This window comes from Chloroflexaceae bacterium, from assembly GCA_025057155.1.
Taxonomy (GTDB): Bacteria; Chloroflexota; Chloroflexia; order Chloroflexales; family Chloroflexaceae; genus JACAEO01.
On the sequence record JANWYD010000011.1, the window covers coordinates 1 to 15,608 of the forward strand.

11 protein-coding genes are annotated in these 15,608 nt (G+C 65.6%); 9 read left to right on the forward strand and 2 right to left on the reverse strand.

The window, feature by feature from the left end; translation table 11 throughout:
• Positions 1-120 precede the first annotated feature (120 nt).
• Positions 121-2,922 (reverse strand): exonuclease domain-containing protein, encoded by a 2,802-nt coding sequence (locus NZU74_11515; protein MCS6881952.1) that lies wholly within the window; start codon positions 2,920-2,922, stop codon positions 121-123.
• Positions 2,923-3,194: 272 nt separating this feature from the next.
• On the opposite strand from NZU74_11515, the gene NZU74_11520 reads away from it, so the two are divergent.
• The 7 genes from NZU74_11520 (at position 3,195) to NZU74_11550 (ending at position 11,945) form a co-directional block, all read left to right on the forward strand.
• Positions 3,195-3,995, forward strand: coding sequence for an ABC transporter ATP-binding protein (locus NZU74_11520; protein ID MCS6881953.1), 801 nt, complete (start codon positions 3,195-3,197; stop codon positions 3,993-3,995).
• A 195-nt stretch (positions 3,996-4,190) separates the two neighbouring features.
• Positions 4,191-6,134 (forward strand): long-chain fatty acid--CoA ligase, encoded by a 1,944-nt coding sequence (locus NZU74_11525; protein ID MCS6881954.1) that lies wholly within the window; start codon positions 4,191-4,193, stop codon positions 6,132-6,134.
• Between the two features lie 170 nt (positions 6,135-6,304).
• Entirely contained in the window at positions 6,305-7,186 is an 882-nt protein-coding gene (locus tag NZU74_11530; protein MCS6881955.1) for a branched-chain amino acid ABC transporter permease, read from the forward strand.
• Between the two features lie 15 nt (positions 7,187-7,201).
• The gene (locus tag NZU74_11535) at positions 7,202-8,260 is read left to right on the forward strand and encodes a branched-chain amino acid ABC transporter permease (protein ID MCS6881956.1); all 1,059 of its coding nucleotides are present in this window, start codon (positions 7,202-7,204) and stop codon (positions 8,258-8,260) included.
• Positions 8,261-8,275: 15 nt separating this feature from the next.
• Positions 8,276-9,520, forward strand: a complete 1,245-nt coding sequence (locus NZU74_11540; GenBank protein MCS6881957.1) for an ABC transporter substrate-binding protein — start codon at positions 8,276-8,278, stop codon at positions 9,518-9,520.
• A 153-nt stretch (positions 9,521-9,673) separates the two neighbouring features.
• A complete protein-coding gene (locus NZU74_11545; GenBank protein MCS6881958.1) occupies positions 9,674-10,465 on the forward strand; it encodes an ABC transporter ATP-binding protein in 792 nt (263 codons plus the stop codon).
• A 259-nt stretch (positions 10,466-10,724) separates the two neighbouring features.
• A complete protein-coding gene (locus NZU74_11550) occupies positions 10,725-11,945 on the forward strand; it encodes an AMP-binding protein (GenBank protein ID MCS6881959.1) in 1,221 nt (406 codons plus the stop codon).
• Positions 11,946-12,053: 108 nt separating this feature from the next.
• Here NZU74_11550 and NZU74_11555 read toward each other — a convergent pair whose 3' ends face one another.
• Entirely contained in the window at positions 12,054-12,497 is a 444-nt protein-coding gene (locus NZU74_11555) for a hypothetical protein (GenBank protein ID MCS6881960.1), read from the reverse strand.
• Between the two features lie 493 nt (positions 12,498-12,990).
• Between NZU74_11555 and lysS the strand changes: the two genes are divergently transcribed.
• Both lysS and NZU74_11565 read left to right on the forward strand, forming a co-directional pair.
• Positions 12,991-14,115 (forward strand): homocitrate synthase, encoded by a 1,125-nt coding sequence (gene lysS / locus NZU74_11560; GenBank protein ID MCS6881961.1) that lies wholly within the window; start codon positions 12,991-12,993, stop codon positions 14,113-14,115.
• A 228-nt stretch (positions 14,116-14,343) separates the two neighbouring features.
• On the forward strand, positions 14,344-15,594 hold the full coding sequence (locus tag NZU74_11565; protein MCS6881962.1) for a 3-isopropylmalate dehydratase large subunit: 1,251 nt from the start codon (positions 14,344-14,346) through the stop codon (positions 15,592-15,594).
• Positions 15,595-15,608: the final 14 nt, after the last annotated feature.

Here is a 15,608-nt window from a genome sequence, read left to right on the forward strand (position 1 = left end):
TGGCCCCCCGCGTGGGGGGGGGCTGGTGGGGGGGGTGGGGGCTGCGGCGGCTCGGGGGGGGGGGGGGGGGGGGGCCCCCCCCCCCCCCCCCCCACCCCTGTTTTCCAGACGACAACGGTGTCACCCGGCGTCCAGAAACCGGGCTGCCAGGGCGGGCAGTTGCTTCAGTGGGCCGGTGCGGACGCGCGTGTGGGGGAGCGAGGCGAGGAACTGCCGGCCATAGCGTTTGGTGAGCAGGCGTCGGTCGAGGCAGACGACGATGCCGCGGTCCTCGGCGCTGCGGATCAGGCGCCCGAAGCCCTGTTTGAAACGCAGAATGCTCTGCGGCACGGCGTACTCGCTGAAGGGATCGGCGAAACGCTCGCTCCGTGCGGCGAAGATCGGGTCGGTGGGCACGCTGAAGGGCAGTTTGGCGATCACCAGCACCGAGAGCGCCTCGCCGACTACATCCACCCCTTCCCAGAAACTGCTGGTTCCCAGCAACACGGTGCGGGGCGAGTCGCGGAAGCGTTCGAGCAAGGCGCGGCGGCTCCCATCAATCCCCTGGCCAAGCACGGCGATCTCGTGCTCCTCCAAGGGTTCCTGGATGGCGGCATAGGTCTGCTTGAGGGCGCCATTGGCGGTGAAGAGGGCCAGGGTTCGCCCGCCGGCGGCGATGCATAACTCGATCAGCGCCTGCTCCACGGCCTGCTGGTAGCCGCGCTGGTTTGGCTCAGGAATGTCGTCGGGAATGTATACCAGAGCCTGGCGCTGGTAATCGAAGGGCGACTCGAGCGCCAGTTCGTCGGCCTCGAGCAGCCCGATCCGGCTGCGCACGAAGGCGAAGGCGCCTTCGATAGTCAGGGTCGCCGAGGCCAGTACGACGGTCTGCTTCTGGGCGAACAGGTGAGCCTGGAGGATCGCCGCGACGCTGAGGGGCGCTGCGGTGAGGGTCAGGCTGTCGCGCAGGCGCTCGTGGGTGAGCCAGGCGATGCTCTCTTCATCGCCAAAGATAATGTGGCCGGTGCGCACCCTGGCATCGGTGGCGAAGCGGCGCAGGTGCTCCGCCCGCAGGAGCAGTTCGTCATAGCCGGGCAGGTCCTCAGGCTCGATCTCGCGCAGCAGGCTCTCGATCCTGCCGAGAGCGTCGCCGATGACGGTAAGCATGTCGGTAAGATTGGACCAGGCCGCTTCGATCTCCTGCCAGACAGGGCGCCGGCGCACCTGGGGCGTGATGCGCAGGCGCGGGTCGTACTGCGTCTCAGCGCCTTCGTTGACCATGAAGGAGGTCAGGCGATTGAAGCAGTCGTAGACGGCGGCGCGGGCGCGTTCGAGGGTCGGGCGCAGGTGCAGGGCGATCTGTTCGACCTGGTGCTGAACACGCTCATCGGCAAAGCCCTCGCGCAGGCGGGCGGGCAGGTCGGCCAGCAGGCCGCTGACCAGTTGCGCTCCGCCTTCCAGAAAGATCGCGTCGAGAAAATTGAGCAGTGCCGCCTGGTCAATGCTAAAGCTGAGTTGATCGGTGGCGACATCCTCCAGGTTGTGGGCCTCGTCAATGATCAGGTGATCGTAGGGCGGCAATACATTCGTCTGGGCAGCCAGATCGGCGATCAGCAGGGCGTGGTTGATCACGACGATATGCGCAGCCTCGGCCAGGCGGCGAGCCTTGAAGAAGAAACACTCGCGGAAATGGGCGCAGCGGGGGCCGGTGCAGGTCTCGGGGGTGACGTTAATGCGGCCCCAGGCGGCGTTTTCGCGTTCCATCAGCAGCAACTCGGCCCGGTCGCCGGTGCCGGTCGTGGGCAGCCAGAGTTGCACCTTGAGCAGGGCGCGCACCTCGTCGGGGGTGAGGTTCTCGTGACGGCGCAGTTCGTGGTAGCGTTTGAGGCACAGATAGTTGCCCCGGCCCTTGAGCAGCGCAGCGGTGAAGGGCGGGTCGCCAGCGGCGCCGGCCATGATGCGCTGCAAGGCGGGGATGTCCTTGAAGAAGAGTTGATCCTGGAGATTGATCGTATTGGTCGAGATTACCACCCGTTCGCCGCGGGCGGCGGCGAAGAACGCCGCGGGGGCCAGGTAGGCCAGGCTCTTGCCGGTGCCGGTGCCGGCCTCCACCATCAGGGCCGTGCCCTGATTAAAGGCTCGCGCCACGGCCCGGGCCATCTCAACCTGAGATGGGCGCGGTTCATAACCCGGCAAGTGCTGGCCCAGGGGTCCATCGGGGGCAAAGAAGGCGGCGATCTGGTCGAGGTCCAGCGGGCGAGCGCTGCCGGTGGGCCTGAGGGGCGCAGGCTCATCGGCGGCCTGGCGTTCCTTGCGGGCGGCGCGGGGCGCGTCGCTGAAGGCGCGCTTCATCCGCCCGCGCAGCGCTTCCACAAAGAGATCGCGCATGGGGAAGGCGACCTGCTGAGTCAGGCGCACGATCTCACCGAGGTCATCGAGGTCGAGAGCATTAATGCGCCGCAACAGATAGGTGAAGACCCGCGCCGCGACCAGAGCGTCGTTGAGGGCGCGATGATCCTCGGGATGGGGGATGCCCAGGTGTTCGGCCAGGGCGCCCAGGCGGTAGATCGGCGCCTGCGGCACTAGCAGCGTCGCCAGTTCAAAGGTGTCGTAGATCGGCTGGGCGAAGTTCATTCCCTGGGCGCGGAGCATGCCCAGGTCGAAGTGCACCGAGTGCCCAACAATTGGATGGCTGCCGATAAAACGGGCCAGGTCCGCGCCGATGGCATTGAAGCGCGGGGCGCGGGCCACATGCTCCGGCGTGATGCCGGTCAGGCGGGTGATCTTGAGAGGCAGCGACTGGCGGGGGCGCACGAACTGGCTGTAGGTCTCCAGCACCTCATCGCCCCGAAAACGGACGGCGGCCACCTCGATAATCTCGTCCACCCCGGCGATCAGGCCAGTGGTTTCGACATCGAGGGCAACGTAGATGCGATCATTCATTGCGTTTCGTGCGGCGAAGACGGCGCCAGAAGCGAACGGCAAGAGAAGGGCCGCTCTATGGCCTTTCTCATTGGACAGGGGCATGGGGCAATGGGTTGCCCCGCCCTCCGCCAACCGAAAGGTCAATAGCGTGCATTATACCCGATGGCGGCGGATCCGACGGGCCATCATCGCCGCTGATTGCAAGAAACAGCCTCCCCCGGTATAATACAGGAAACCCCCACGACATCCAGACCAGGCTCGCCCGGCGTCAGGGCGGCGGGAGCACCATGATGGCAGGCAGCAACGGCGCCACCTTGCCGGATCCGCAGATGGAGATTGACGGCGTGAGCCTGAGCTTCGGCGGGGTTCGCGCCCTGACCGATGTCAGCTTTAACATCTATCCCGGCACCATCCAGGCAATTATCGGCCCGAACGGGGCCGGCAAGACCAGTCTTCTGAACTGCATCAGCGGCCTCTACAAACCGCAGCAGGGTCAGATCCGCTTCGAGGGCCGGAATCTTATCGGCCTCGCCCCCCACCAGATCGCTCGCCTGGGCATTGCCCGCTCGTTCCAGAATATCGAGCTGTTCCGCCATATGACCGTGGTGGACAACCTGATGCTCGGCCGCCACGTGCACATGCGGGGCGGCGTGCTGAGCGGCGGCCTGTACTGGGGCCGCGCCCAGCGCGAGGAGATCGCCCACCGCGAGGTGGTCGAGCAGGTGATTGATCTGCTGGAGATCCAGGCCATCCGCAAAAAGGTCGTCGGCGCGCTGCCCTATGGCCTCCAGAAGCGGGTCGAGCTGGGACGGGCGCTGGCGATGTCGCCACGCCTGCTGCTGCTCGACGAGCCAATGGCCGGCATGAACAGCGAGGAAAAAGAGGACATGGCCCGCTTTATCCTCGACATCAGCGAGGAGCAGCGCACGACCATCGTGCTCATCGAGCACGACATGGGGGTGGTGATGGACATCAGCGACAACGTGGCCGTGCTGGAGTTCGGCCGCTTGATCGCCTATGGCACACCCGCCAGGGTCAAGGCCGACCCGAAGGTGATTGACGCCTACCTGGGGCGCGAGCATGCGGCGTGAGCGCGATGCTTGCGTGGACGGGCGTCTTGCTGCGTGAGGCGTTCTCCCCTGAGAAGTTTCGCAGGGCGCTGGCAGCGGGTTCGGGAGGACCTGGCTCTTCCGAACCCTGACGACCCGCTATGGTGATGAGCCGCCGGCGCCCCCTCGATCTAGACGATAGTTGCATACTCATACTACCGTAAAGGCGCGGATGTTATGACTGAGTGGACCCTTCCCCGTCTGTTGCTGCACAAGGCCGAAACGCAGGGCGACAGAGTCGCCCTGCGCGAGAAGGATTTCGGCATCTGGCAGACCGTGACCTGGCGCCAGTTCGCCGACCATGTGCGGGCGTTCGCGATGGGCCTGCGCGCCCTCGGTCTGCAACGGGGCGACAAGGTGGCGATCATCGGCGATAATCGCCCGGAATGGCTCTATGCCGAACTGGCCGCCCAGGCTGTCGGCGGGGCCTCGGTGGGAGTGTATCAGGACTCGGTGGCCAATGAGGTGAAGTACGTGCTGCAGGCCGCCGAGGCGCGAGTGATTGTGGTCGAGGATCAGGAGCAGGTAGATAAGATCATCGAGATCTGGCCCGAACTGTCGAATGTGCTCAAGGTGATCTACTACGAGCCGAAGGGCATGCGGGGCTACCGGGAACCCTACCTGGCCCATTTCCCCGACATCGAGGAGCTTGGACGGGCCTACGACCGCGCCCATCCGGGGCTGTTCGAAGCCGAGGTCGCCCGGGGCCAGCCCGACGATGTGGCCATCCTTTCCACCACTTCGGGCACCACCGGCACCCCCAAACTGGCCATGCTGACCCATCGCAACCTCATCAGCCAGGGGGCCGGGTTGCTGGCGGTTGATCCGCTCGAACCCGACGATGAGTTTGTGAGCTTTCTGCCCCTGGCCTGGGTCGGCGAGCAGATGATCACCGTCGCCGCCGGTCTCCAGTGCGGCTTCACGATCAACTTCCCCGAATCGTCCGGCACGGTGCAGGAAAACATCCGCGAAATCGGCCCGCGGGTGATGTTCTCGCCCCCGCGCATCTGGGAGAACATGCTCTCACAGGTGCAGGTGAAGATCCAGGATACCACGCCACTCAAACGGGCCGTGTACGAGTGGGCCATGCGCCAGGGCTACGCCATGGCCGACGCCCGCTTCAGCGGCAAGACGCCTGACCCGCTGCTGCGCCTGCGGTACGCTCTGGCGCGCCTGTGCGTCTTTGAGCCGCTCAAGGATCAGTTGGGGCTGCGCTTCCTCAAGCGGGCCTATACCGGCGGCGCGGCCCTCGGCCCCGATGTATTCCGCTTCTACCACGCCCTCGGCGTCAACTTGAAGCAGGTCTACGGCCAGACTGAGAGCGCCGGTCTGAGCGTGATCCACCGCGACGGGCAGATCAAGTTTCAGACTGTGGGCACGCCGCTGCCCAACACCGAGATCCGCATCGCCGACAGCGGCGAGATCCTGGTCAGGAGCCCCTCGGTCTTCATCGGCTACTACAAGAATCCTGAGGCGACCGCCGAGGCCCTGGTTGATGGCTGGCTCCACAGCGGCGACGCGGGCTATTTCGACGAAGACGGGCACCTGATCGTCATTGATCGGGCCAAGGACGTGATGACCCTCCACGATGGCACAAAGTTCTCGCCCCAGTTCATCGAGAACAAGCTGAAGTTCAGCCCCTACATTAAGGAGGCGGTGGTCTTTGGCGGCGACTGGCCCTTTGTCACGGCGATGATCAACATAGACTTCGGCAATGTGGGCAAGTGGGCCGAAAGCCGGCAGATCTCCTACACCACCTACACCGACCTGGCCCAGAAGCCGCAGGTCTACGCGCTCATCCGCCGCGACGTTGAGCGCACCAACGCCGACCTGCCCCCGGCGGCGCGGATCAGGCGCTTCCTGTTGCTGCACAAAGAGCTTGACGCCGATGACGGCGAACTGACCCGCACGCGCAAGGTGCGCCGGCGCCTGGTGGCCCGGCGTTACGAAGAGATCGTGGATGCCCTCTACAGCGACCAGAGCGAACTGGAGCTGGAGACGACCATCACCTACCAGGACGGGCGCACGGCGCTGATCAAGACGCGGCTGCGCATCGAGGAGATGGAGGCGCCTCCCGCCTCCGCTGGCGAGCGCCAGCCGGCAAGGATGGCCGTGCGTTGAGGCCGGTTTTGACAGTGCTCCTGCGCGGTCATGCCCTGGCTTCGCCCCTTTACTGACCGTGAATTGGAGGAGGAGGGCGGGGAAACCAGGTTTCCCCACGCCCCCGCCTGATCGGAGGGTTGGGGAGGGCTTCGCCCTGCCACAACGCCACAGCTTCTTCCGAGGAGCCTATGGAGAAACTCGTCCAACTCACGATGAGCGGGATCGCCAACGGGGCGATCTTCGCCCTGGTGGCCCTGGGCTTTGTGTTGATCTACAAGAGCAGCGACGTGATCAACTTCGCCCAGGGTGAACTGCTGCTGATCGGCGCTTACCTGACCTACATGACCGTCGAGCAGATCGGCATCTGGTGGCCCGCGGGCGTGGTGGTGGCGGTGCTGCTGGCGGCAGTCGTCGGCGTGCTCATCGAAACCCTGGTGCTGCGCCCGCTGATCGGCGAGCCGACCATTTCGGTGATCATGGTGACCATCGGCCTCTCATCGTTGCTCCGGGCGATCGTCGGGGCGATCTGGGGGGTGACGCCGCGCCCGGCGCCGCAGTTTCTGCCGCGCGATACGGTAACGATCTTCGGCGCCAGCGTGGGGGTGGATAAGGTCTGGGCCATCTTTCTGGCGCTGCTGCTCTTCGCCCTGCTGACGCTCTTCTTCCGCTTCAGTCGCGAGGGGATCGCCATGCGCGCCGTGGCCGACGACCAGCAGGCCGCGCTGAGCATGGGCATCAGCGTGAAGCGGGTCTGGGCGGTGGCCTGGGCCATCGCGGCGGTGACGGCGGCAGTAGGCGGCATTTTGCTGATGAGCATCTTCGGCGGCGTGTCCGGCTCGATCGCTCGGGTGGGGTTGCTGGTCTTCCCGGTAGTGATCCTGGGCGGCCTCGACAGCATTCCCGGAGCGATCATCGGCGGGCTGATCATCGGCCTGCTGCAATCCTACGCCGGGGGCTACCTGCCGCCTGAACTAGGCATGGGCGAAGTAGTTCCGTTCATCATTCTGTTGCTGATCCTGCTTGTGCGCCCCTACGGGCTCTTCGGCCAGCGGATCATCGAGCGAGTGTAGGAGGGTCGCGGGCCTATGCAAAGCGGGACGTTTCATACCACCTACGCGGCGGATATGGCCCTGCGGCCCTACTGGCCGCAGCGGCTGCGCATCGCTCTTGTGCTCGTGGCCGTGCTGGTCTTCCCCTGGTTCGCCGACCGCTACTGGCTCAATCTGGCCAATACTATCGCCATCGCCGCCATCGGAGCGATCGGGTTGAACATCCTGGTCGGCTATACCGGCCAGATCAGCATTGGGCAGGGCGGCTTCATGGCGGTGGGGGCCTTCAGCGCCGGGTTGATGGCTGCCCGGCTCGGCATGCCGATGTGGCTCACGGTGCCGATCGCCAGCCTGTTCACGGCCTTCGTGGGCGCGTTCTTCGGGCTGCCCTCGCTGCGCCTCAAGGGCCTCTACCTGGCGATTGCCACCCTGGCGGCCCAGGAGATCATCACCTGGGTGCTGACCCACGGCAAACTGCTGGGCATCGGCGAGTCACTTTCGATCCCCCGCGAAACCAGCAACCTCTTCGGCATCCCCATGACCGCGATCGGCAACCCCGATTTCGCCTTCTACTGGGTGACGGTGGGTTGCCTTATCGTAACCGTAATCTTCGTCAGCAACCTCTTCCGCAGTCGCGCGGGGCGGGCCTTCGTCGCCATCCGCGACCAGGACATCGCCGCCCAGGTGATCGGGGTGGACCTGTTTCGCTACAAGTTGCTGGCCTTCGCCACCTCGTCGTTCTTCGCCGGGCTGGCCGGGGCGCTTACCGCCCATTACCGCGGCATTATCTCCTGGGAGCGCTTCACGATTGACACCAGCATCCTCTACCTGGCGATGATCATCATCGGCGGGCTGGGCAGCGTCTCAGGCTCGATCTACGGCGCGGCCTTCATCACCCTGCTGCCGGCGCTGCTCTCGAACCTGGCGCGCCTCCTGAGCGGAGTCGTGCCGCAGATCAACAGCTACCTGCCGTACATGCAGCAGGGCGCCTTCGGTCTGGCGATCATCCTCTTCCTGATCTTCGAGCCGGAGGGCATTGTTAAGATGTGGCGCAATGTCAAGGATTACTTCCGGTTATGGCCGTTCAGTTATTAGAGCAAGGAGGACAGTATGGGCAACGAACAACGACGGTTCGGCATGCTGGCACTGCTGCTGGCGCTGGCCCTGGCGCTGGCGGCGTGCGGCCAGCCGGCGCCCGGCACGGGCGGAGGAACCACGGGCGGCGGAACTACTGGAACAACCCCGGCCCCGAGCGGCGAGCCGATCAAGATCGGCGCGATCTTCGACCTCACCGGCGCGACGGCGGATGTGGGAACCCCCTATTCCAAGGGACAGATTGCCTACATTGATTGGCGCAATGCTAACGGCGGCGTGGCCGGGCGCCCGCTGCAACTGATCAGCCAGGACTACGCCTACGAGGTGCCCCGCGCGGAAGAACTTTACACCCAGTTCGTCACCCAGGACAAGGTGGTGGTCTTCTCGGGCTGGGGCACGGGCGACACCGAGGCGCTCAAGGGCCGCATCTCCGAGGATCAGATTCCCTTCATTTCCGCCTCGTACTCGGCGGAACTCGCCGATCCCGCCAAGACGCCGTATAACTTCCTGGTGGCCCCGACCTATTCCGACCAGATGATCATCGCTATGAAGTGGGCGCTGGAGGACTGGAAAGCCAAAGGGAATACCGGCGCGCCCAAGTTCGCCTATCTGTTCAACGACAGCCCCTTCGGGCGCTCGCCGCTGGCTGACGGCACCGCCTTTGCCCAGGCCAACGGCGTCGAGACGCCGCTGGAGGTGCCCTCGCCCCGCGGCGCCACCGACCTGACGCCCCAGTTGACCCAGATCCGCGACTTCGGGGCTAACTACGTCTTCTTGCAGAACGTCTCGACCCCGGCGGCCCTGGCGGTTAAGAACGCTAAGAGCCTGGGACTGGACATCCAGTTCATCTGCCTGAACTGGTGCGCTAACGAACTGCTGATCAAGCTCGCCGGCGCTGATGCCGAGGGTGTGGTCGGGGCTATTCCTTTCGACCCCGCTGCCGAGGGGGCCAAGGTGGCCCTGGAGTTCGCCAAAGAGAAGGGTATTGACTACGGCGGCGCCGATAGCACCTTCGTCCAGGGCTGGACGGCGATGTCCATTCTGGTGTCCGGGATTGAAAAGACCCTGGCCGAGGGTAAGGAACTGACCGGCGAGAACATCAAGAACGCGCTCGAGACGATGGGGGCGATTGATACTGGCGGGGTGACCCAGCCGGTCGTCTTTAGCGCAACCGACCACGCTGGCGCGAAGTCGCTGCGGATGTTCCGCGTTGAGAATGGCAAGTGGGTGGCAATCACCGACTTCATTTCGGCCAGGTAACACGCCTCGGGCTGGCCGGGAGAGGCGAAACAGAGTTCGCCTCTCCCGGCGGCTATGGCACTGGCCGGCAGGGGCGCGGGGAAACCTGGCCCCCCAACTTTAGTCAACGGTGTTGGGGCGCCTGAGATGCCGGCGCGCAGGGGCAAAAAAGCCATGCTTTCCCTCAACAACATCGAGGTCATCTACAACGACGTGGTCCTGGTGCTCAAAGGGCTGTCGCTGGAGGTGCCGGAGGGCCGGATCGTCGCTGTGCTTGGCTCCAACGGCGCGGGCAAGAGCACAACGCTCAAAGCGATCTCCGGGCTGCTTAAGCCGGAGAATGGCGAAGTGACCGACGGCGAGATCCGCTTTCTCGACCAGCCGATCCATAAGAAGGACGCGGCGGCGATCGTGCGCATGGGCATCTTCCAGGTGATGGAGGGGCGGCGCGTCTTCGAGCACCTGACGGTGGAAGAAAACCTGCGCGCCGGGGCCTACACCCGCGGAAGGGGCGGTTTCGCTCAGGATCTGGAACTGGTCTACAGCTACTTTCCGCGCCTGAAGGAGCGCCGCCATCAGACGGCGGGCTTCCTCAGCGGCGGCGAACAGCAGATGCTTGCCATCGGGCGGGCGTTGATGGCTCGCCCGCGCCTGATCATGCTCGATGAACCCTCGCTCGGGCTGGCTCCGCTGCTGGTGGAGGAGATCTTTCGTATTATCAAACGTATCAACAAAGAGCAAGGCACAACCATCCTGCTGGTGGAGCAAAACGCGCGCCTGGCCCTTGATGCCGCCGACCATGCGTATATCATGGAGAATGGGCGCATCGTCCTTGATGGCTCGCCTGCCGATCTGAAGGACAATGCCGACGTGCGGGAGTTCTACCTGGGCCTCAACGAAGTTGGCGGGCGCAAGAGCTACCGTGAGGTCAAACACTATAAACGCCGCAAGCGCTGGCTGTCCTGAGTGTGGGGAAACCAGGTTTCCCCATACCTCGCAAGCGGCTTTTGGGGAGGCTCGGAGAGGCGAAGCCCCTCCAAGAATGTTGCGGGGGCCGCAGGCCCCCGCAACCCCTGCCGAGGCGAAGCGCTGTTGCAATACGAACGGAAAGCATACCAGGCCCCTATCCGGACGCCTCCCTCAGAAGGGTCTGGGAGGGCGTGGCCTTCCCAGAACGGCATCGGATAACCAGGTTATCCGGATAGGCCTGAAACAATGAGGGGCCATGGATCTCCAGGCTTTCTATGCCAGCTTTGACCAGCGCGTTCGCGAGATCGTCGCCTATGGCTACGATCATTCGCCGGCCTTTCGCCAGCGGATGGACGCCGCGGGGTTGACGCCTGCCGCCATTCAGAGCGCCGCCGATCTGGCGCGCCTGCCGGTGCTGCGCAAGGAGCGCCTGGTCGAGATCCAGCGCCAGGGGCCGGGTCTCGGCGGGATGCTGACCGTGCCGCTTTCGAGCCTGCGGCGCGTCTTCCAGTCGCCCGGCCCGATCTACGATCCCGAACCGGACGAGCCGGACTCGTGGCGCTGGGCCCCGGCGTTCCGCGCTGCCGGCTTCGGGCCGGGCGACGTTGTGCTGAACTGCTTCGGCTACCACCTGACGCCTGCGGGGGTAATGTTCGAGGAGGGCGCGCGCGCCGTGGGCTGCGCGGTGATCCCGGCGGGGATCGGCGCGCAGCACCAGCAGATCGAGGCCATGCTCGATCTTGGCGTCACCGCTTATGCCGGGCTGCCGAGCTACCTCAAGGCCCTGCTGGAGAAGGCCGTGGAGCTGGGCCACGATCCGCGGGCCTGGCCGCTCAACAAGGCCTTCGTGGCCGCCGAGCCGCTGCCGCCCTCGCTGCGGGCGCTCTTCGAGGAGCAGTACGGCATTCTGGTCTACGACGGCTATGGCACTGCCGAGGCGGGTAACCTGGGCTACAACGGCCCTGAACGCCAGGGCTGGCACCTGCCCGATGACGCCCTGGTACAGGTGTGCGATCTGAACACCGGTGAACCGTTGCCGCCAGGCCAGACAGGCGAGGTGGTGGTGACGTTGTTCCGGCGCGACTACATCCTGGTGCGCTTCGCTGTGGGCGATCTCTCGGCGGTCATGGAACCTGGCCCGCCGACGGTCATCCCCACGCCGCGGCTGGTGGGCTGGCTCGGGCGCAGCGGCGACAGCGTCAAGGTGCGCGGGCTGTTCGTGCATCCGCGCCACGTTGATGAGGCGCTGCGCGGCATCGCGGGGGTGGCCGCCTACCAGGCGGTGGTGGTGCGTGAGAGCCATCGCGACGACCTGATCTGCCGGGTAGTTCCGGCGAGCGACGCCGATCCCGCCACCCTGAGCGCGGAGGTCGAGGCGGCACTGCACGAAACGCTCAAGCTGCGCTGCCGCGTCGAACTGGTTTCCGGCCTGCCTGCCGACGCGAGGCAGTTCGTCGATGAGCGGCGTTGGGACTGAGGCGCGGGGTGGCGCCGGGCGCCCGGTGGCTCTGCTGTTCAACCTGCATGTTCCTCGGAGAGCGTAGCCCTCTCGAAACATCCGCTGAGCGGCCCGATGGCGCGCCGATCAGGATTTCTTGCTAAACAGCGCAACGATCAGCAGGGGCGCGCCATCGGCCAGATTGGGAGCGTAGCCGATTAGCAGCACCTGCTCGCCAGCCTCGGCTCCGCGCAGCCAGCCCGCGCTGTTGAAGGCGCTGCCTTCCGTGCGCAACTCCGGCGCTGCTTTCCAGCCCGCACCCTCCAGCGTCTCCCGGTAGAAGCGTTCCACCTCCGGCCAGGCAGCGGCGGCGGGGAGGCGGTAGCGGCGAATGTCGCTGGTCAGATCGGCCCCCACGGCGCCCTGCAACGCTCCAGCCAGGCTGTCGGCGCTCGCGCTCGCGCCAGGCGCCAGGGTGATGGCCTCGGGAAAGGCGGGTATCGCGGTTAACGTCACCGGGCGGTCGCCGCAGCCGGCCAGGAGCGGCAGGAACGCGACAAACACGAGCGTGAGGCGGGCAAGTAGGCGCATGGGTAGAGATCCTCTGGCTGATCACCGATTTTCCCGGAAGCACTTTACTCTGCAAAGCTTCCGCTGCTATCATTGTACCGGACCTGTAATCACCGCAGAGGACGCGGAGGGTGCAGAGGGTTTTCAACCGGCGCATCCTCTGCGGTAAACCTCAACACCTGGCGACGACGAGCCGTTTGACGTCCGCGCGGAAGTGTGCTATGCTCCCGCTAGCACAATGAGGGATGAAATGAGGCAAAAGATGCAGCAGCACTGCTCCAAGCAGGTCAAGCGGGCGAAGAAGCCGGCCGGAAGGTCTGGTTAGCGCCGCTTGCACGCGCGGATCGAGTGTAGGCCCGGAGTACCAGACCAGATGGTGCGCCGGGCCTTTCGTTTTCCCGGAGGTGCGCGATGAAACTGCACGCCAGTATTCCGACCACCGTGGCCATTACTCCACGCTACTGCCGCCCGGAGCTGTTTGGCGCTTGCCAGGTGAGAGAAGGATTCTATCCCTATGCCGCTTGAGCGCTTCTTTCTCCTCGACACGACTCTGCGCGAGGGCGAGCAGTTCGCCACGGCGCGCTTTACCAGCGCCCAGCGCCTGGCGGTGGCCGAGGCCCTGGACGCCGTCGGAGTCGAGTATATTGAACTGACCTCGCCTGCCGCCTCACCCCAGAGCGCCCGCGATCTCGAAACGATCGCCAGCCGCGGGCTGCGCGCCCGCGTGGTCACTCACGTGCGTTGCCATCCCGATGACGCGCGTATGGCAGTCGAATGCGGGGCCCAGGGCGTGAATCTGCTCTACGCCACCTCCGAACCCCTGCGCCGCGCCAGTCATGGCCGTGACCTTGACCAGATTATCGCCGAAGCCGAGGTGGTGATCAGCTACCTCCGCCGGCACAACGTTGAGGTCCGCTTCTCGGCTGAAGACACCTTCCGCACCGATCTGCCCTCCCTCCTCCGCGTGTACCAGGCCGTGGCCGCGATGGGTGTGCACCGCATCGGCCTGGCGGATACGGTGGGCATCGCCACGCCGCGGCAGGTGTATGATGTCGTGTCACAGGTGCGCGCGGCGGTAGACTGCGATATCGAGTTCCATGGCCACAATGACTCGGGTTGCGCGATCGCCAATGCCTTCTGCGCCCTCGAAGCCGGCGCGACCCACATTGACGTCACGGTGCTGGGCATCGGCGAGCGCAACGGCATTGCCTCCCTCAGCGGCATGATCGCCCGCCTGGCGACGCTTGACCCGGCCCTCGTATCGCGTTACAACCTGGAGCGCCTGCCCGAGCTCGACCGCATGGTGGCCGACCTGGTCGGGGTGCCGGTACCCTTCGACGCACCCATCTCCAGTCCCTTCGCTTTTCATCACAAAGCCGGTCTGCACACCAAAGCCGTGCTACGCGATCCGCGGAGCTACGAGGCGCTCGACCCGACCCTCTTTGGGCGCAGCCGCACCGTGGCCGTCGCCCATCGCCTGGTGGGCTGGCACGCTGTCGCCGAACGCGCCCGCGAGCTAGGAATCTACCTGAGCGAGACGGCTGCTCGCCAGGCTGCTGCGCGCATCAAGGCCCTCGGCGATGAGCGCGAAATCGATAGTACGACCGTGGATGAGATTTTGTACGAGTTTGCTGAATAACTGACTCTATAACTGGTTGGAGGGACGTGGGGAAACCGGGTTTCCCCATCCCCCCTGCCCGAGAGGAGGACCGCTCCTCCCTCGAACCGGGCAGTGGAGTATGGGAAAAGTGGGTTTCCCCTCGCCCCGGCCCGATGGAAGTGGCAGGGAAACGTTTTCACCGCTAAGCAGGCATGGGGCGTGACGAGCAAGCGTCGCCCGGCCTATGCCAGGTGCAACGAGGCAAGTATGGCGCAAACCCTTAGTGAGCAGATCCTCTCTCGCGCGGCGGGACGTCCAGTGTCCGCGGGGGAGGTGGTAACGGTCAATGTGGACCTGGTGATGATGCACGATAGCCTGTCACCGGGGATCATCCGGGTGTTGCACGAAGAACTTGGCGCCGAGCGGGTCTGGGACCCGGAGCGGGTTGCGGTGGTGATTGACCACGTGGCCCCGGCTGCCAGCGTACAGACGGCGGAGAAGCAGGCAGAGGTGCGGCGCTGGGTGCGCGCCCAGGGCATCAAGCACCTGTTCGACGTCGGGCGGGGGATTTCCCACCCGGTGCTGGTGGAGGAGGGCCTGGCCCGCCCGGGCATGGTCATCGTGGGCAGCGATAGCCATTCGACTGCCTACGGCTGTGTGGGGGCCTTCGGTACCGGAATGGGCACCACCGATATCGCCCTGGCCGTTGCCACCGGTCGAACCTGGTTCCGCGTGCCCGAGACGGTGCTGGTGCGCGCGCGGGGACGCTTTCGTCCCGGCGTCAGCGCCAAGGATCTGGGGCTGAAGGCCGCGCGCCTGCTCCGCGCCGACGGGGCCACCTACGCTGCCGTCGAGTGGCACGGGGTCGAGTTCCTCAGCGTGATGGAGCGAATGACCCTGGCGACCCTTTCAATCGAGGTTGGCGCGAAGGCGGGCATCGTGCCTCCCACCGGGCTGTCGCAACCTGTCCCGCACTGGCTGCGCGTGGAGGAGGGCGCCTGCTACAGCCGCGTGGTTGAGATTGACCTCGACGACCTGGAGCCGCAGGTCAGCGCGCCGCACACTGTAGACAACGTGACCGACCTGCGCGACCTGGGCCGCGTCGCGGTGGATGTGGTCTACCTGGGCACCTGCACCAACGGCCATTACGAAGACATGGCCGCCGCAGCGCGCATTCTGCGCGGGCGGCGCGTGGCGCCCGGCGTGCGGATGCTGGTGGTGCCGGCCAGCGCCCAGGCACTGCAACTGGCTGCCGAGGACGGCACCCTGGCGACCCTGCTGGCCGCCGGGGCGACCATCGGCACCCCGGGCTGCGGCGCGTGCATCGGGCGGCATATGGGCGTGCTCGCGCCCGGCGAGGTTTGTCTGTTCACCGGCAACCGCAACTTCCGCGGGCGCATGGGCAGCCCCGAGGCCCGCATTTACCTGGCTTCGCCGGAAGTGGCTGCCGCAACCGCGATCACAGGCTACATAACCCACCCGCAGGACGTGATTGACGCGCCCTACGACGAGCCGTGAGCGTCGTCGGCCCG

Coding starts and splice junctions, on each gene's coding strand:
- NZU74_11515 (MCS6881952.1), bottom strand. CDS start 2,922: ATGAATGATCGCATCTACGTTGCCCTCGATGTCGAAACCACTGGCCTG.
- NZU74_11520 (MCS6881953.1), top strand. CDS start 3,195: ATGGCAGGCAGCAACGGCGCCACCTTGCCGGATCCGCAGATGGAGATT.
- NZU74_11525 (MCS6881954.1), top strand. CDS start 4,191: ATGACTGAGTGGACCCTTCCCCGTCTGTTGCTGCACAAGGCCGAAACG.
- NZU74_11530 (MCS6881955.1), top strand. CDS start 6,305: ATGGAGAAACTCGTCCAACTCACGATGAGCGGGATCGCCAACGGGGCG.
- NZU74_11535 (MCS6881956.1), top strand. CDS start 7,202: ATGCAAAGCGGGACGTTTCATACCACCTACGCGGCGGATATGGCCCTG.
- NZU74_11540 (MCS6881957.1), top strand. CDS start 8,276: ATGGGCAACGAACAACGACGGTTCGGCATGCTGGCACTGCTGCTGGCG.
- NZU74_11545 (MCS6881958.1), top strand. CDS start 9,674: ATGCTTTCCCTCAACAACATCGAGGTCATCTACAACGACGTGGTCCTG.
- NZU74_11550 (MCS6881959.1), top strand. CDS start 10,725: ATGGATCTCCAGGCTTTCTATGCCAGCTTTGACCAGCGCGTTCGCGAG.
- NZU74_11555 (MCS6881960.1), bottom strand. CDS start 12,497: ATGCGCCTACTTGCCCGCCTCACGCTCGTGTTTGTCGCGTTCCTGCCG.
- lysS (MCS6881961.1), top strand. CDS start 12,991: ATGCCGCTTGAGCGCTTCTTTCTCCTCGACACGACTCTGCGCGAGGGC.
- NZU74_11565 (MCS6881962.1), top strand. CDS start 14,344: ATGGCGCAAACCCTTAGTGAGCAGATCCTCTCTCGCGCGGCGGGACGT.